Below are 16,370 nucleotides of genomic sequence, written 5' to 3' on the forward strand. Positions count from 1 at the left end.
GGCCAATGGGGACCAACGTCCGACTGGCGTTGAAGGCGCTGATGCAAAATCGCCTGCAGGCGATGCTCACCTTGCTGGGCATGAGCGTCGGGGTCGCCATGGTCGTGGTCGTTTTCGGTCTGGGTCTGGGGGCTCAGCGAAGTATTGAATCCCAGATAGAACGCGCCGGGCCCACGCGGGTGATGATCCGCGCGGGCAATTACGTGCCGCCGGGGGTCGATACCACCGGGCAATACGACAGCAGCGGCGGAGAATTGTCAGGGGGCAGCGTCAGCCTTGGGATGGGGGGCGAATATTCGGGCACGATCGACATGTCCAAATTCGGCGCCGTGGCCGACGCCCGCGAAAGCGCCCGAAAAGCGAAGCGGACCCGATTCATGTCGCCAGCCACCCCGCTCGGCGAGGCCGAGATTGCCGCGGCGAGGGCCATGGCGAATGTGCGGGCGGTGTCGGGTGAACTCGCCGGCAATGTTAGTCTGGATGATGGGGCGGGTCTGCCCGCGAATATTGTGCGCCTGATCGGCTTTGGCCCCGATGGCCCCGACATGTCGGGATGGAAGGTGCTGGAGGGGCGATTGCCAAACCCTTTCGAACATCGCGGCTGGGCGCCGGTCGCGGTCATCGCGCCTGCAGTGGCGCAAAGGCTCTGGCCCAATGCCAAATCGCCCATCGACAAGACACTGCCCATCGCAGGCATGGAAGCGAAAATCATCGGCGTCGTCGATGCGGATGCGGCCGGCGGCGCGCTGGTGCCCATGGTCTATGTGCCAAGCAGCCTTGCCATGAAGCTGCTGGGCCGCGACGATTATGACAGCATCGCGATCCGCACGACGTCGATTGCCGAAACCAGCGCAGTGGCCAAGGCGGTCAGCGAAAAGCTGCGTGAACTCCACGATCTGCCCGAGGACATGGTCAATGATTTCCGGGTGGAAACGCAAAGCAATGCCGCCCTTCCGGTGCTGGGGTCCGATCCGCGCATGGCGCGAGCCGTGCACTCCAATTCCAAGGGTCTGGAGGAAGCGACCTGGGTCGAAATGGCCAAGAGCCTGCGGCAGGCGGGGCGCACCTTCACCCTGCTTCTTGCCGGAGCTGCCGCGGTTTCGCTGCTGGTGGGCGGTATCGGCATCATGAACATCATGCTGGTATCCGTGGCTGCCCGCACGCGGGAGATCGGCCTGCGCATGGCGGTCGGCGCGCGGGCGCATGATGTCATGCTGCAATTCCTGGTCGAATCCGTCACGCTTTCCACGCTGGGCGGCCTGTGCGGGATCGGGCTGGGCATCGGGGGGCTGCTGATTAGCGAATACGGTCTTCACTGGGCCACGGCGCTCTCTCCGGCCATGATGGTAATCGCGGTCGCCATGGCTGCGATCACCGGCGTCGCCTTCGGGCTGGGGCCGGCGCGGGCGGCGGCACGGCTCGATCCTGTCGTGGCGCTGAGATCCGAATGACGGGATGCGCATGACCCGAAACCCCATGCCGATCCAATATGCAGGCTGTAACCATTTCCCAGACCGGAGTTATCCATGTTCGCGCTGATACCCGTCAACATACGACTTGCCCTGCGTTCGCTCAGCCGGAACCGGATGCGGACCATGCTGACCATGCTGGGAATGATCATCGGGGTCGCGGCGGTTCTGACCATGGTCGCGATCGGTACAGGTGCGCGCGCTTCGGTCCAAAGCGAAGTCAGTTCGGCAGGGACAAGGCTCGTTTTCGTACGTTCGGGCAATTACACCCGCGGTGGCGAAGGTATCGGCATCGGTGCGGGTAGCGGCGCTTCCGACACGCTGACGCTTGAAGACATGGCAGCGATCAAGGAGGGCGTCAGCGGCATCCTTGAAATCAGCCCGGTCGTGAACACGAGGACCAGCATTTCGTCCGGCTCGATCAAGGCATTTGCCAAGGTTCAGGGCGTCTCACCTTCCTTCGCTGCAGCCTATGGGTGGAATGTCACTTCAGGGTCGGTGTTCGACGATAACGCAGCTGAAGCCGTCATCGGACGCATGCTGGCAGATCAGATGTTCGGGCCCGGTTCCGATCCCACCGGAGAGACGCTGCAGTTGCGTGATGCGGAGTTTGAGATCGTTGGCGTGATTGCCGGTGAATTCGGCGAACAGGGCGAAACGGTGTTTGTCCCCTATCAGAAGCTGCAGGATCTTTTGGGGCAGCCCAATCTCAATGAAATCTCGATTGCCGCTCAAAAGGCTGGCGAAGCCTCGCGCGTTGGCGATGACGTCAAGAGCCTGCTGCGCCAACGGCACGGCATCGCGACCTCTGCCGCCAAGTCCTATATCGGGGCGCAGGCCGGAACGGGCGGCGGGGCCATCGACGATTTCACCGTGGTGACGCAGACTGCCGAGGCGCTGACGCAGGGCCTTTACACGCCTGCCGCCGCCTTTGCTCTCGCCAATCTTCCAAAGCTCGATGAAGTCAATTTGGAGGAAATGACCGAGGCGCTTGACCGAGCGAGCGATACGATGACGTCGCTGCTTGCAAGCATCGCGGGAATCTCGCTGATTGTAGGCGGTATCGGGATCATGAACATCATGCTGGTATCGGTGAATGAACGGACCCGGGAAATCGGCCTGCGCATGGCGACCGGTGCGCATTCCAGCGATGTCGCCATGCAATTCCTGGTCGAAGCCATCACGCTCAGCGTCATCGGCGGGGTCTTCGGCCTCCTTCTCGGCCTTGGCTGTTCATGGCTGATCGGCTGGGTCCTGGGTTGGCCCGTTTCCGTGTCTGTCGCCGCCATGGCCATGGCCATGGGCATCTCCGCGCTGGTAGGGCTGGTTTTCGGCAGCTATCCGGCACGGCGTGCATCGCTCCTCGACCCGATCGACGCGCTACGTATGGAATAGCCGGGCGGAACTAGGCAGGCCATGACATCATTACTCGAAAAGCGCTCCCCCCGGCGCACCATCATTGCGGCCTTGGTCGCCGTGGCCGTGCTGGCCATCGGGCTGATCGGGTGGAGGCTGATACCGCTCCATGCGCCGCCCAGTGACGAGCAGGCAGAGCGGTTCGTGAAAATCGGGCTGCAGTTTCAAGAGCAGAGCCCGCGCGAGCCCGTCAGCTTTTTCGGTCCCGCCGCGCTCTATCCGGCTGCGGAGGACAAGACCACGCTCGATGCCTTGCACAGCCAGATGGCCATGCTGGCGCAAGAGATGGAGGGCGCAAGCAATCCAAGGCGAGCACGCCTGCACGAGCGGGCAAAGCGGCTGGCCGCGCTGATCGCGCTGGCCGCGGGCGATGAGAAATTGTCCTTCGACGAGGAGGCAAAGCGGCTTTACGGGCTCGATCCCGCCACGCTTGACGAAGCGAAGTTCGCGCAGCTGCGTGCTAAGCTGGATCAGCTGCTGCCCGGCGATGGCTCACTGACAAGCCGTGTGCAGGCGTTTCGTGATCGTTACATCGTTCCCGAAGAGCTGCGACCGGAATTGTTCCAGCGTGCGCTGGACGAATGCCGGGTCCGCACCAAACGGCACTGGTCGCTGCCGCCCGAAGAAAAGCTCTATGTCGAATGGAACAGTTATGCGGGTGCGGCCTGGCATCAGTACCAAGGCAATTTCCGCAGCAGCCTGCAGATCAATCCGCAGGCCGTCGCATTCCTTGGGTCTATTGTCGATGTCGCCTGTCACGAAGGCTACCCGGGTCACCATGTCCAGTTCCTCTTGCGCGAAATGGACTTTGGCAATGGCAAGCTTCCGCTGGAGGAGAAGGTCGTATTCCTGCGCTCGCCCGGCTCGGTCGTGCGCGAAGGTGCCGCCGATTACGGCGTGTCGCTGGCCTTTCCGATAGAGGATCGGCTGGTATTCGAACGCGATGTCCTTTTCCCCCTTGCGCATTTCCCGCCGGAAGATGCCGAGCATTTCGAACAGGTGCGCAGCCTGCTCGCGCAATTGGCTCCTGCGGCCCTGCCCATATTGCGCGATTACCGCGACCGCGAGATTGCGCCCGCCGCTGCCATTGCGGCGCTGGATGACAAGGCGCTGATCGGCAGCCCGCAGGCGCTTTTGGGCTTTACCGATAATCTGGGCGCCTTCGTCACCGGCTATACCAGCGTGCGCGAGCAGGTGAGGGCGGCCATCGAGCAGGGCAATCCCGATGAGGAGGAGCGCTGGGCCCGGCTTCGGGCGTTGCTCGGCATGGCCGATAATGTGCCGCTTGGCGTAGCCAGCGATCGGCTGTCAGTCGCCGGAACAGAAGCGGACGATTGAAATCGTGACGTCGCGGGTTGGGCACGCATGATCACGCCCCCGTTCGCTCCGGCGGTTCAATCGCTCAACCTCACGAAGCGCTGGCGTTCGCCGTTTCAGGCTGCGCCCCGCCAAGGGCTTCGGCCAGCGCGCAGATGCGGCGCATCGCTTCTTTCAGCATGTCATCGGATACAGTGAGGGCGACGCGAATAAGCGTGTTCGCATTATCGCCAAAGGATGTGCCGGGCATGATCGCGACATTATGTTCGTCGAGCAGGCGCCAGACGAATTCCTCCGATGTCAGGCCGGTCCCCTTGACGTCGAGCATGATGAACATGCCGCCCGAAACCTTTGCGCCCGTTATGCTGGGGCAGGCTTCCAGTTCTGACATGATGAGGTGGGTGCGCGCCGCATAGCTTTTCGACATGCGCTCGGCCGTATCGAAATTGCCGCGCAGCGCCGCCTCGGTCATGTCGGCGATGAAAGGCTGGTTGCCGAACAAGATGCTCTCCGAGATCGGCAGAAGGCGGGTGCAGAATTCGGTCGGCCCAACGGCCCAGCCGCTGCGGAACCCGGTCGCGGCAAAGGTTTTCGAGATGGAGGAGACCACGATGGTGCGGTCGCGCAGATCGGCAATTTCCAGCGGCGAGGCAAATTCGTCGTCGGTGAAGATCAGGTCCTCGTAAACCTCGTCCGAAACGATCCACAAATCATGCGCGCGCGCGATCGCGCCAAGCCGGGCAATGCTTTCGCGGTCCAGCAGCGCACCGGTCGGATTATGCGGGCTGTTGAGCAGAAGCACGCGGCTGTCTGGCGTGATCGCAGCCTCAAGATCGGCTGGCTGCATGATGAAATCATGCTCGATTTTAAGCGGGATGGGCTGCACGATTCCGCCCGGCGCGCGGATCACCCCGGCGTAGGTCGCGTAATAGGGATCGCCCACCAGAACGCCGTCGCCATCATCGACCAGTGCGGCAATGACTGCGTAAAGTGCGGTCTGCGTTCCGGGAAAGGCGAGGATATTATCGGTGGTGACATCGGGCCAGCGCGGCCGGTATTTCTCGACCAGCGCATCCAGCAGGCCAGCCTCTCCGCGGCCGTTCGAATAATGCGTGCGGCCATCCAGCATGGATTGGTGGCACACCTCGATCAGGGCGGGATCCACGGGGATGTCCGGCTCACCGATGGTCAGCTCGATGATCTCTTCGCCGGCCGCAGCCTTGGCGCGGGCCGCGTTGTGGATGGCCCATTTCTCTCCGCCAAGATCAGCGAGGCGTTCGGTTATGCCGGCATAGCGTGGGATTGGTCTTGCTCCTTATCGGTGGTGTCTGCGCCTGCCAGAGTGCCGCCGGGCAATGCCAGCAGGCGCTCCGCGGCCTCGATGATGAGGGATGGCAGGATGTCCTGACCGTAAAGGCCCGAATTCAGCGATCCTTCCAGCCACAACCCGTCAAGCAGGGCGTTGAGCGCGATCGCGTGGCGCCTGCACAGGGATGCGCCGTGCGGCATACCCAGATCGGCAAGCACCCCTTCGATCATTGCTTCGAGCAGGGCGAGAAACTCGCGATAGCCTTCGCGGTGGGTATCGGCGAAATAGCGGTCCTGCCGCACCCGCCCGATGAACGTCGCCCACAGCGATACCTTATCTTCGGACAGGTTGGGCCGCGTCATGTTGGCGACGAGGAAATGGCGCAGCTGCCGGGCAGGGGAGCCGCCCGATCGTGCCGCGCTTTCGCTGGCGCGCATGGTCAGCTGGCCGATCAGATAGGCATAGGCATTGCGGATCAGCTCGTCCTTGCTGCCGAAATAATGGCGGACAAGCCCCGCGGTGACGCCCGCTTCATCGGTGATGCGGCGTACTGTCGCGCCTTCCAGCCCATGTCGTGCCACGCACGAAAGCGTCGCCTCCATCAGGCTCTCGCGCCGCTCGTCGAGCGTCAGCCTCTGATATGCCTTCCGGCTCATGACCTTACCGTTCCATCATGCGGGGTGGCTGTGGTCCATTTGTTATACGAGTGAATAATTGCGGATCAATACCCCTGCTCGCGATCAATCGCCAGGCTGAGATCCTTGCCTGCCAAAAGCTCGCGCGCGGATTGCACGACCTGTTCGGATACGATGTGCGGCGTGGTGTCACTGGCAATGTGCGGCGTGATGTGGATGCGATTGTCGCTCCAGAACGGGTGATCTTCGGGAAGCGGCTCTGTCGCAAAGACATCAAGGCTCGCACCGGACAATTGCTGCTTGTCGAGCGCCTCCACGAGGTCTTCTTCGTTCAGATGCTCGCCCCTGCCGATCTGGATCAGCGTCGCGCCAGCAGACAGCTTCGCGAAAAGTTCGGCGTTCAATACGCCGCGTGTCTGATCGGTCAACGGCAGCGCATTGACAAGGAATGCGGCATCGGACGCGGCATTCAGCATGGCATCCTCACCCCAGCAATAGCCGGCGCCATCGATCTGCTTGTCGGGTTCGCTGCGACAGGCAAGCGTGACCGAAAAGCCGAGCACGATCATGGCCCGCGCGATGGCGCGGCCCATGAAGCCATTGCCGAGTATGGCGATTTTTACCTGCTCAGGCGGACGCATGGGCAGCGGATTCCACTGCGCCCTGACCTGTGCTTGCGCGTATTCTTCGAAGTCCCGTTCGATGCGCAGCACCTCATGCGCGACGAAACCGGCCATCAGTTCGGCCTGATAGGGGTCGCGGACGCGGCATATCTCGACAGCGGGCGGCAAGCCGTCATGGGTGACGAGGTCGTCGACGCCGGCGCCGATCGACATTGCCATTTCAAGTTCGGGATAAGGGGCGAAAGCCTGCTCCCCCGGCTGCCAGCAGACCGCAAAGCGAATGGCGGCCGGATCGCTGACCTCATCGGGATTGAGCAATCGTACATCGTCGCATCGCCCAGAAAGGTCGAGCTGGTAGAAAGTCTTGAGGTCGAAAGTCTCGCTCAAGAGAACACCGTGAATGGTGTCGGGATTTGTCATCGTCGATACATCTCCGGGGAAGATCGTGTTCCGGGGCTGGGCCGGCCATCGGCTGAATGCAGCAGTGACGGCTTATGCCCGCGAAGGTTCGGTTCGGGGGTTGTGCTGGCTTCGATGAAGAACTTATACAAACGTATATCATCGAGTAAAGCCGGGCAGGCACCGGCTATTGCTGCGGCGAAGGAGATCGGGTCGACATGACGGATGGCACCATCTTGCAGGAAGATCGGCTTGCGGCGGTAAGCGAGGGTGAGCGGCAGGCCCGGATCGAGCTGGCCGCCTGCTACAGGCTGGCGGCGCATTACCGGATGACCGACATCATCTACACCCACATAACCGCGCGCGTGCCGGGAGAGCCGGGCCATTTCCTGATCAACCCCTATGGCCTGATGTGGGAGGAGATCACCGCATCGTCGCTGGTGAAGATCGACGTCGAGGGAAACAAGGTCGACGACAGCAGCCATCGCGTTAATCCGGCCGGCTTCATGATCCACAGCGCGGTGCACATGGGTCGCCATGACGCGGCTTGGGTGATGCATACGCACACCCGCTCGGGCGTGGCGGTGTCCTGCCTTTCGGATGGTTTGCTGCCACTCAATCAGATCGCGATGCAGTTTTACGGCCGGATTGGCTATCACGATTTCGAAGGCATCGCCCTTGATACGGGGGAGCGGGAAAGGATCATCGCGAACCTTGGCCGCAATACGGCGCTGATCCTTCGCAACCATGGCCTCGTGACCGTTGGTGAAAGCGCGGCGCAGATGTTTTCAAAAATGTTCTATTTGAACAGGGCATGCGAAATCCAGGAGTCCGTTCTGGCCATGGGCCGACGGATCGAGCCTGTTTCCGAAGAGATCGCGCAGCGCGTCGTCGAGCAATATGACGAGCTGGAGAGCGAGGACAGCGATCAGGAATTGAAGCTGGAATGGGATGCGCAGATGCGCATGCTCGACCGTATTGATCCACTTTACGTGCAATGACCGGATTGGCCCGATCACATTCTGTCAAAACCATAGGCTTTACGTGCTTGACATGACTGAGGGGGGTACATAGCCTCCTGTCAATAACGAGGAAGAGAATATCTTTCTTGTCGTTCGGTCTAGTCCGTTATGCGTGTGGTCCGGGCGGGAGAGGGCGGTCCCGATTTCGCGTTTCGCGATCTAATCCTGTATTTTTCAGGAAATATTATCGGTTCCGCGCAATAAAAATTGCAAGAACGCATTGGCTTGACGATTTATTCGTCATGCGGTGGCGTCATTACTTTGCCGGTTGTCATTTCCGGCAATGGAATTTTGCGCAGTTTTGTCGGTTTCGAAAGATTGCGGTCCACGCCCCTCCCATGGCTTTGGCACTGTTCCGCACGGTTTCGATAACTTCTCCGGCCCCCCACAAGGAGTAAGCGAATGCAAACACTCGATTGCAACGGCCTTTCGGAAATTCCCACGGTCCTCCGCATCAAGCAGGCGCTGGTCGGATGGACGGAAGCGGGGGGTGAAATCGGTGTGCTGGTCGGGTCGCATTGCGATCATGATCGTATTACCGGCTCGCTCGGGGCGATGGCCGATCGCGTCAGGCTGGTTTCGGCACCCAACTAGCACGCCCGGCGCGGATACCGCCACTGCCGCAAGCATGACCAGAAGAGGGTAGAATGGCTGACGCCAGCATTTCGGATATGACCAATCATTCCGGGCACGAGCCTGTATCTCTCGAAAGACCGGATTACGCATTTGATCCCACCGATCCATGGACGCGAACCTTTCAGGAAGGGCTGAAGCGCGCGGAACTTTCAGGCAAGTCAGTCTATGAGGTGGGTGTCGGAACGGGCACCAATGCCGCCTTCGTGCTGCGCGATTGCGGCGCGTCGGTCTTTTACGGCAGCGATCTCGATCCGCGCCTTGTCGAACTGGCGCAGCGCAACGTCCGCAGCCTTGCCCCCCATCAGGCATCACGGTTTCAGCCCGTGATGGGGGCCGTCAGCCTGGTCGACAATGATGAGGCGCGGGCAAAGCTGGCGAAGACCGATGTGATCATCGCCTGCCTGCCGCAGGTCGGTGACCCCAATGACGAACATTTCACCTCTTTCCGCAATGAGCATTCGAGTGCGGCACCCATGGAGGCCGAGGATCCATCAGAGGATCACATCGCGCATTATTATCCGTGGAAGAGCTTTGACGAATATCCCTACAACTCGGTCGGGCTGGGCCTGAACGAGGCTTTGCTACGCCGCATCCGGGAGTTTGGCGCAGCTGAGGCGCAGGTCGTGATGAACTTCGGTTGCCGCATCGGCACCGAGCTCATTTTCGAGATGTTCAGGGCAAACGGGTTCGAACCGGAAAAGCTGGCGTCGCGCCTCGTGCTGCAGCACGCGGGCACGGATATATCCTTTTTCGTCGCGCTGGAAAGCGCGCTCAAGGGTACGGGGCTGGAGAAGGACTTCACGTGCAAATTCTTCGCCGACCCCGAAGGCGAGGAGAAATTGTCGGCATCGCAGGCGCAAGCATTGCTGGATGAAGATCCGCAGGTGCCGCTTTATCACGAAGTATGCGTTATCCGCGGAGTGCAGCCCGCCTGAACGAGGCCGTGAGGGGATCGGGCGGCAAACTCGCTGGCGCGCGGATCAGAATTCGACGTCCAGCTCTTCCAGCTCTTCGGGTTCCGCCTTCGCCGCTGCGATCCATTCCTTCATCGGTGCCCAGTCGGCGATCGTCCGGCAATAGGCCGCGCTTTCGGGCGAAACCCCGACGGCATAGGTGATGAAGCGCGTCGCGACCGGCGCATACATGGCGTCGGCCACGGTCGGCTTTTTGCCAAAGAGAAACGGGCCGCCATATTTCGAGAGGCATTCGTGCCAGATCGTCTCGATCCTCTCGATATCGGGGCGTGCGCCGCTGAACACGGGGAAGCTTTCATGCACGATCTTCAGGTTCATCGGCAAAGCGGATCGCAGATTGGTAAAGCCTGAATGGATCTCCCCCGAAACCGACCGGCAATGCGCGCGCGCGATCCGGTTTTCGGGCATCATGCCGGCTTCGGGAAAACACTCGTTGAGATATTCCGCGATCGCCAGCGTATCCCAGACGCTGGCCTCTTCATGGGTCAGGCGCGGGACGAGGACGGAGGGCGATAGCAGCAGCAGCTCGGCACGGTTGCTGGCATCGTTTTCGACCGGCACCTCCACGAAATCGAGGCCCGCCAGCTTGCACAGGAGCCAGCCCCTGAGCGACCAGGCCGAATAGGTTTTGCTCGAAATCGTCAGCTGCGCTTTTTGCATTTCTTCCCCGCCAGATCGTTCAAAAGCTTGCTTTGCTCGATGATGCGCTGCAGCATTGCGCAATCCGGTCGTTTTGAAAAGGTGAAACGCATGCGCTGTCTGGTGGTGGAGGTGATCTGTAATGCTCTATAAGAGCTATCAGGCATTCACCGACCTCATGCTGCCCTCGCGCATGCTGGCCTCTGCGATGGTTGAGCTGGGCGAGCGACTGCCCGATGAGATTTCGGACAATGATCTGGTAAAGCGCTATTTCGCGCTGTGCGAGGTTTTCGCCGGCATAACCCTCACTCACAAGCGTCCCGATTACGGCATCGAGGAGGTGTTGTGCGGCAACGAGGTCCAGCCCGTGGTCGAGGAGGTCGCGCAGGACTGGCCGTTCGGCAATCTTTTGCATTTCGCGAAACCGGGCCTGCAGACGCCGCAGCCGCGCATGCTGGTGGTGGCGCCGCTATCGGGCCATTTCGCCACGCTGCTGCGCAATACGGTCGAAACGCTGCTGCGCGACCATGACGTCTATATCCTCGACTGGAAGAATGCGCGTGACATTCCGCAGAGCGAGGGGCGTTTCGGCTTTGACGATTACGTCGACTACATCATCACCGGCATGCAGCATTTGGGGCCGGGATCGCATATGTTCGCGGTCTGCCAACCCTGCGTCCCGGCATTGGTCGCGACGGCGCTGATGGCAGAGGACCGCGACCCCAGCGAGCCGCGCACGCTGACATTGCTGGGCGGCCCGGTCGATACGCGTGAATCGCCAACGGTCGTGAACGAACTGGCCAATTCGAAACCCTATTCCTGGTTCGAGGAAACGGTCATCGACAAGGTGCCGCTCCGCTATCGGGGAAGGGGGCGCAAGGTCTATCCCGGCTTTCTCCAGCTGACCGCCTTCATGTCGATGAACCCTGATCGCCACTGGGACCAGCAGCGCAAGCTTTATGATATGGTCGTCAATGGCGAGGACGAGGCCGCGCTCAAGATACAGGATTTCTACAAGGAATATTTCGCCGTTCTCGACCTGACGGCGGAATTCTACCTGGAGACGATCGACAAGGTGTTCCAGCGCGCCCTGCTGGCCAAGGGTGAACTGATGTATCGCGGTGAAAGGCTGGTCGATTGCAACGCCATCCAGCGCACCGCCATCCTTACCGTCGAAGGGGAGCGCGACGATATCTGTGCCGTGGGGCAGACGGCCGCGACCCATCTGCTGTGCGGCCGGTTGCGGCCCCATCTCAAGCGCCATTACCTGCAGCCCGGCGTCGGTCATTACGGTATTTTCGCCGGATCGAAATGGGAACGGCAGGTCTATCCGCAGGTGCGCAATATCGTTCTGGCCATGAACTAGCGGCCCTGAATTAATGGCCCTGAATTAACGGATCGCCGGCCACAGGCTGGCCACCATCAGGCCAAGGCAGATCACGCTACCCAGTATCGGCACGACGATGGGATAGCGCGGTAAGCCATCGCCTTTGGCAACCCCGCGCATCCTGATCGCGACCAGCCCGGCGCATACGCAGGAAAAGATCAGCAGCATCAGCGTGCTGGTGCCTGCGGCCAAAGTCTGGATCGGGAAAAACAGGGCAAGCAGCGCGATCACTACGCCAGAGCAGACGGTTGCCCTGACCGGGGTCCGCGTGCGCGGAGAAATCCGGGCCAGCCAGCGCGGCGCCGCCCGGCGCCGGGTGCCGAGGTCATGAATGACCCGCGACGCCATGACGATCTGCGCCAGCGCGCCATTGAGGATGGTGACAAGCCCGATCAGCGCGAGGAAATCCGATGGGCCGCCATGGCGCGCGATGATGGCGCTGAGCGGTGCGCCGCTCTCACGCAATGTCTCGGACGACAGCGTCGATACCGCGATCGCCGATACCGCGAGATAGAGGCAGAGCGAAATGGCCAGCGCGGTGATGATGGCGAAGGGGATGGCGCGGCTGCTGTCGGTCGTCTCCTCCGACAATGTGGCCAGATCCTCAAAGCCGATATAGGCGTAGAATGACAGCACGGTCCCTGCCAACACGCCGTGGACCAGCACCTCTGGCGGCGCATCCAAGCCCTGGGCGAATGTCGCGGGAAAATCGGCCAGCGATCCCCCGGCAAAGCCGATCACGAGCAGCAGGCCCAGCACCTCCAGCGCAGTGGTCGCGATCATCGTCCATGCCGCTTCCTTCACCCCGATGGCGGCAATGGCGGCAAGCGCCGCAATCACCAACGGCACGACCAGATATTTCGGCAGCGCCACGAATACGGCCAGATAGCCGACAAATCCCGACGTGATCGTCGCTGCCGAGATAAGACCCGTGGCGATGATGGCCCAGCCGATGAAAGCGGTTAGCCATTGCCGGTTGAAGGCCCGCGCGACAAAGGCGGCGGACCCGCCGCTTTCAGGTATGCGCGCGCTCAATTCGCCATAGGACAGGCCGGTCAGCCACGCCGCGACCGCAGCGACCAGAAATGCGACGGGGGCCAGAGAACCCGCTTCCCCCGCGACCTTGCCGACGACGACATAGATCCCTGCACCAAGGATCGTGCCAAGCCCATAGATCGCCAGCACCCAGCGGGAAAGTGCCGGTTCGAGCGTCTCGCCTGCCTTGCCCGCCGCCTTTGCCAATATAGGCCCCCCGCGTTCAGCCTTGCCCTTATTCGTAGCGCAGCGCGTCAATCGGATTGAGATTGGCCGCCCGCCGCGCAGGGAAATAGCCGAAGACGATGCCGATCGCACCGGAAATGAGGAACGCGGCAACATTGATCGGCAGGTCGAACACCCATGGCAGACCCATCAACGGTATGGCGAGCGCGATCACAAGCTGCGCCAGCGCCAGCCCCAGTAACCCGCCGATGCAGGACAGCACGACCGCCTCGACCAGGAACTGCATCAGCACTTCGCCGGCGATGGCGCCGATGGCAAGGCGTATGCCGATCTCACGCGTGCGTTCGGTTACGGATACGAGCATGATGTTCATGATCCCGATCCCGCCCACGACAAGGCTGATCGCGGCGATGGCGGCGACGATGGCGGTCAGCATGCCGGTCGTTTCGGTGACCGTGTCGGTGATCTGCTTGGTATCGAAGATGTTGAAATCCTCGTCCTCGCCCTCCGACAGATGCCGGCGCGCGCGCAGCACATTGGTAAGCGTCGTCTTCACCGCTTCGGTCGAGAAACTGTCGTCGATGCCGATGACGATGGTATGGATGTCGGTGCTGCCAAGGAAGCGGCGCTGCACCGTCTTGACCGGCATGATGACGATATCGTCCTGGTCGTTGCCGAAACCGCCCTGACCCTTGGTGCTCAATACGCCAATGACATCGCAGCTGACATCGCCGACGCGGAAGCGCTTACCCATCGGATCCACGGCGCGAAACACCTCGTCCCGCACGGTGGTGCCGATCAGGCAGACCGACTTGCCCGCGCTTTCCTCCTGGGCGTTGAACAGGCGGCCCTGTTCCAGCGGCCATGGCTGAATGGCGAAATATTGATTGGTGCTGCCGGTAATCCTCGTCGACCAGTTCGCCCCTTCATAGATGGCCGTCGCGCTGGTGGTGGTGAGGGGGGCGACCGCCTTTACGCCGCTGACCTGTTCGGCAATGGCGGTGATGTCGGCATTGTCGAACTGCCGGGGCGCAGACCCGCCGCCGCGGCCCGAACCGCTGCCGGGGCTGACCTGCAATATGTTTGATCCCAAAGATGCGATCTGGTCGGTCACCGCCGCCGTCGTCGCACGGCCCAGCGTCACCATGGTCACGACCGCCGCGACCCCGATCACGATGCCCAGCATGGTCAGCAGCGAACGCAATGCGTGCCGCTTTATCGAGCGCAGCGAGACGAAGACGATCGTGCCCAGCATCAGCCCGCGCCCCCGGCTGCGATGGCCCTGTTTTCGCGTGACCTGCGCACATGGCCGGTTTCCTCGCGGTCGATAAGGCCATCCTTGAAATGGACGATGCGCCGCGCAAATTCGGCCATGTCCGGTTCGTGCGTCACCATCATCACCGTGATCCCGTCGGCATTGAGATCGGACAAAAGCTCCATGATCTCAACCGATCGCTGGCTGTCGAGATTACCGGTGGGTTCGTCGGCCAGCAGCACATCCGGGCTGGACACGATGGCGCGGGCGATGGCCACGCGCTGCTGCTGCCCGCCCGATAATTCGCCCGGCGTGTGATCGGACCATGCGGCAAGGCCGACCTTTTCCAGCGCCGCCATCGCGCGTTCACGCCGCAATTTGCGATCATCGCCGCGATAAAGAAGCGGCAGTTCGACATTTTCAAGCGCGGAGGTGCGCGCCAGCAGGTTGAACCCCTGAAACACAAAGCCGAGATAGCGCCGCCGCAAGAGCGCCCGCTGGTCGCGCTCCAATGCCTCCACATGGTGGCCGCGAAACAGATATTCGCCGCTGCTGGCGACGTCGAGGCAGCCAAGAATATTCATCATCGTCGACTTGCCCGACCCCGATGGCCCCATGATCGCGACGAATTCGCCCGGCGCGACATCGAAATCGACACCCTTCAGCGCGCGAAAGGCGGTGTCGCCGCTGCCGAACACCTTGGTCACGTGCCTCAGCGATATGAGAGGGGCAGGGGCTGCCATCGCCGCCTAATCCGCCGCCTCGGCGCCTGCTGCCGAGCGTTTGCCGACGATGACCTGCATTCCGGCTTCCAGATCGCCGGAACTGACCGCGGTGAAGCTGCCATCGGTTTCGCCGGTCACGATCTGGACAGGTTCGGGATCACCATCACTGCCCAGCACATAGATCGTCTGGCGGGCGCCGCGTCCGATGACGACTGTCTTCTCCACGGTTTCACGGGGCGGGCCAAGGCGCATCCCGTCCGACTTCTCCTCTTCGTCAATGGGCTGGAAGGTCAGCGCGCCATTGGGCACCAGCAGCGCGTCGGAGCGATCCGAGGTGACGATATCGGCCGTGGCCGTCATGCCCGGGCGCAGCTTCTGATCGGGATTGGCGACCGACAGGTCTGCGGCATAGGACACGACCTGCCCCGAAGTGGAGGATGTGCCGGACGAGCCGCTGCTCGACGCGCTGGCGGCAGAGGCGGTGAGGTTGGAGCCGATCTCGACCCGGGTGATCCGCGCGGGAAAGCGCGTTCCGGGGAAGGCATCGACGGTAAAGCTCGCCTCCTGCCCTTCCTTGACGGTGCCGACATCGGCCTCGTCGATCGCGACTTCCAGCTTCATCTGGGAAAGATCTTCGGCGATCACGAACAGGGTCGGCGTGCTGAAAGATGCGGCCACGGTCTGCCCCGGATCGACCTGCCGGGCCAGCACGACGCCTGCGACGGGGGATCGGATGATGGCGCGATTACGCTGGGTGCGGCTCTGCGCCAGCGTTGCCTCCGACGCGCCGACATTGGCCTGCGCCACGGCCAGCGCGGCGCGCGCGCGGTCGAGGTCGGCCTTGCCCGTCTGCAATTCGGTGGCCGATGGCACCTTGCCGCCCGAAAGCTCGCGCACTTCCTCTAGCCGGGCATATTGCGCCTGCGACTGGGCGAGCGTCGCCCTTGCCTGCTCGACCTGCGCGCGATTGGCGGCAAGCTGGGCGACATTCTGCCTGATCTGGTCCTCGATCTGTTCGGGATCGATTTCGGCCAGCGGCTGACCGGCGCTCACGCGGTCGTTCACATCGACCAGCACCCGCGTGACAAGGCCGGAAAGTTGCGATCCGACCGTGACCTGGTTCGTGGGGGCGAGCTTGCCCGTCGCCGATACGCTGGCGACAAGGCTGCCGCGCTTTACCTCTGCGGTCACATAGCCGGCCTCATCCCCGTCCGAAAAGCAGCGGGAGATCAGGAGGACAAGGACGATCAGGACCGCGACCGTGGCCCAGATCTTGCGCCTTTTGTACCAGGGCGGGCGCTTGTCCTCGCCAAGGAATTCTTCGATCGTCTCTTCGGACATGG

General features: G+C 62.0%; 15 protein-coding genes. 7 read left to right on the forward strand and 8 right to left on the reverse strand.

The window, feature by feature from the left end; translation table 11 throughout:
* Positions 1 to 5: 5 nt before the first annotated feature.
* From A9D13_RS15100 to A9D13_RS15110, 3 genes are all read left to right on the forward strand, one after another.
* Entirely contained in the window at positions 6 to 1,451 is a 1,446-nt protein-coding gene (locus A9D13_RS15100; RefSeq protein WP_066775503.1) for an ABC transporter permease, read from the forward strand.
* A 75-nt stretch (positions 1,452 to 1,526) separates the two neighbouring features.
* Entirely contained in the window at positions 1,527 to 2,864 is a 1,338-nt protein-coding gene (locus A9D13_RS15105) for an ABC transporter permease (RefSeq protein ID WP_066775504.1), read from the forward strand.
* 21 nt (positions 2,865 to 2,885) lie between these two features.
* A complete protein-coding gene (locus A9D13_RS15110) occupies positions 2,886 to 4,223 on the forward strand; it encodes a hypothetical protein (RefSeq protein ID WP_156522102.1) in 1,338 nt (445 codons plus the stop codon).
* Positions 4,224 to 4,293: 70 nt separating this feature from the next.
* Here the strand turns inward: A9D13_RS15110 and A9D13_RS15115 are convergent, their stop codons facing one another.
* The 3 genes from A9D13_RS15115 to A9D13_RS15125 all read right to left on the reverse strand — a co-directional run bounded on the left by A9D13_RS15115 (position 4,294) and on the right by A9D13_RS15125 (position 7,189).
* Entirely contained in the window at positions 4,294 to 5,505 is a 1,212-nt protein-coding gene (locus A9D13_RS15115) for a pyridoxal phosphate-dependent aminotransferase (protein ID WP_066775508.1), read from the reverse strand.
* Positions 5,484 to 6,167: a TetR/AcrR family transcriptional regulator gene (locus tag A9D13_RS15120; protein ID WP_066775511.1), complete on the reverse strand. Its 684-nt coding sequence runs from the start codon at positions 6,165 to 6,167 to the stop codon at positions 5,484 to 5,486. The genes A9D13_RS15115 and A9D13_RS15120 overlap by 22 nt, the downstream gene beginning before the upstream one ends.
* Positions 6,168 to 6,232: 65 nt before the next feature.
* On the reverse strand, positions 6,233 to 7,189 hold the full coding sequence (locus tag A9D13_RS15125; protein ID WP_066775512.1) for an NAD(P)-dependent oxidoreductase: 957 nt from the start codon (positions 7,187 to 7,189) through the stop codon (positions 6,233 to 6,235).
* A 197-nt stretch (positions 7,190 to 7,386) separates the two neighbouring features.
* Between A9D13_RS15125 and A9D13_RS15130 the strand changes: the two genes are divergently transcribed.
* The 3 genes from A9D13_RS15130 to A9D13_RS15140 all read left to right on the forward strand — a co-directional run bounded on the left by A9D13_RS15130 (position 7,387) and on the right by A9D13_RS15140 (position 9,761).
* Positions 7,387 to 8,169, forward strand: a complete 783-nt coding sequence (locus A9D13_RS15130) for a class II aldolase/adducin family protein (RefSeq protein ID WP_066775514.1) — start codon at positions 7,387 to 7,389, stop codon at positions 8,167 to 8,169.
* A 423-nt stretch (positions 8,170 to 8,592) separates the two neighbouring features.
* Positions 8,593 to 8,784, forward strand: coding sequence for a hypothetical protein (locus A9D13_RS15135; protein ID WP_066775516.1), 192 nt, complete (start codon positions 8,593 to 8,595; stop codon positions 8,782 to 8,784).
* A 53-nt stretch (positions 8,785 to 8,837) separates the two neighbouring features.
* A complete protein-coding gene (locus tag A9D13_RS15140; RefSeq protein ID WP_066775518.1) occupies positions 8,838 to 9,761 on the forward strand; it encodes an SAM-dependent methyltransferase in 924 nt (307 codons plus the stop codon).
* Positions 9,762 to 9,806: 45 nt separating this feature from the next.
* Here A9D13_RS15140 and A9D13_RS15145 read toward each other — a convergent pair whose 3' ends face one another.
* The gene (locus tag A9D13_RS15145; RefSeq protein ID WP_066775520.1) at positions 9,807 to 10,460 is read right to left on the reverse strand and encodes a glutathione S-transferase; all 654 of its coding nucleotides are present in this window, start codon (positions 10,458 to 10,460) and stop codon (positions 9,807 to 9,809) included.
* 121 nt (positions 10,461 to 10,581) lie between these two features.
* Between A9D13_RS15145 and A9D13_RS15150 the strand changes: the two genes are divergently transcribed.
* Entirely contained in the window at positions 10,582 to 11,805 is a 1,224-nt protein-coding gene (locus A9D13_RS15150; RefSeq protein ID WP_066775522.1) for a polyhydroxyalkanoate depolymerase, read from the forward strand.
* Positions 11,806 to 11,829: 24 nt separating this feature from the next.
* Here A9D13_RS15150 and A9D13_RS15155 read toward each other — a convergent pair whose 3' ends face one another.
* From A9D13_RS15155 to A9D13_RS15170, 4 genes are read right to left on the reverse strand one after another with little or no spacing between them, the layout of a single operon-like run.
* Positions 11,830 to 13,068, reverse strand: coding sequence for an APC family permease (locus tag A9D13_RS15155; protein WP_066775524.1), 1,239 nt, complete (start codon positions 13,066 to 13,068; stop codon positions 11,830 to 11,832).
* Positions 13,069 to 13,096: 28 nt separating this feature from the next.
* On the reverse strand, positions 13,097 to 14,302 hold the full coding sequence (locus A9D13_RS15160) for an ABC transporter permease (RefSeq protein WP_066775526.1): 1,206 nt from the start codon (positions 14,300 to 14,302) through the stop codon (positions 13,097 to 13,099).
* Positions 14,302 to 15,045, reverse strand: coding sequence for an ABC transporter ATP-binding protein (locus A9D13_RS20600; protein WP_066775528.1), 744 nt, complete (start codon positions 15,043 to 15,045; stop codon positions 14,302 to 14,304). The genes A9D13_RS15160 and A9D13_RS20600 overlap by 1 nt, the downstream gene beginning before the upstream one ends.
* A gap of 6 nt (positions 15,046 to 15,051) precedes the next feature.
* Positions 15,052 to 16,368, reverse strand: coding sequence for an efflux RND transporter periplasmic adaptor subunit (locus A9D13_RS15170; protein ID WP_066775530.1), 1,317 nt, complete (start codon positions 16,366 to 16,368; stop codon positions 15,052 to 15,054).
* Between the last annotated feature and the right edge of the window lie 2 nt (positions 16,369 to 16,370).

The sequence above is a fragment of the Croceicoccus mobilis genome, assembly GCF_001661965.1.
Lineage (GTDB): Bacteria > Pseudomonadota > Alphaproteobacteria > Sphingomonadales > Sphingomonadaceae > Croceicoccus > Croceicoccus mobilis.

Excerpts from the sequence above, each read along its gene's own strand:
- A9D13_RS15105 (WP_066775504.1), top strand. The coding sequence starts at position 1,527 with ATGTTCGCGCTGATACCCGTCAACATACGACTTGCCCTGCGTTCGCTC.
- A9D13_RS15135 (WP_066775516.1), top strand. The coding sequence starts at position 8,593 with ATGCAAACACTCGATTGCAACGGCCTTTCGGAAATTCCCACGGTCCTC.
- A9D13_RS15130 (WP_066775514.1), top strand. The coding sequence starts at position 7,387 with ATGACGGATGGCACCATCTTGCAGGAAGATCGGCTTGCGGCGGTAAGC.
- A9D13_RS15170 (WP_066775530.1), bottom strand. The coding sequence starts at position 16,368 with ATGTCCGAAGAGACGATCGAAGAATTCCTTGGCGAGGACAAGCGCCCG.
- A9D13_RS15145 (WP_066775520.1), bottom strand. The coding sequence starts at position 10,460 with ATGCAAAAAGCGCAGCTGACGATTTCGAGCAAAACCTATTCGGCCTGG.
- A9D13_RS15110 (WP_156522102.1), top strand. The coding sequence starts at position 2,886 with ATGACATCATTACTCGAAAAGCGCTCCCCCCGGCGCACCATCATTGCG.
- A9D13_RS20600 (WP_066775528.1), bottom strand. The coding sequence starts at position 15,045 with ATGGCAGCCCCTGCCCCTCTCATATCGCTGAGGCACGTGACCAAGGTG.
- A9D13_RS15150 (WP_066775522.1), top strand. The coding sequence starts at position 10,582 with ATGCTCTATAAGAGCTATCAGGCATTCACCGACCTCATGCTGCCCTCG.
- A9D13_RS15100 (WP_066775503.1), top strand. The coding sequence starts at position 6 with ATGGGGACCAACGTCCGACTGGCGTTGAAGGCGCTGATGCAAAATCGC.
- A9D13_RS15125 (WP_066775512.1), bottom strand. The coding sequence starts at position 7,189 with ATGACAAATCCCGACACCATTCACGGTGTTCTCTTGAGCGAGACTTTC.
- A9D13_RS15120 (WP_066775511.1), bottom strand. The coding sequence starts at position 6,167 with ATGAGCCGGAAGGCATATCAGAGGCTGACGCTCGACGAGCGGCGCGAG.
- A9D13_RS15160 (WP_066775526.1), bottom strand. The coding sequence starts at position 14,302 with ATGCTGGGCACGATCGTCTTCGTCTCGCTGCGCTCGATAAAGCGGCAC.
- A9D13_RS15140 (WP_066775518.1), top strand. The coding sequence starts at position 8,838 with ATGGCTGACGCCAGCATTTCGGATATGACCAATCATTCCGGGCACGAG.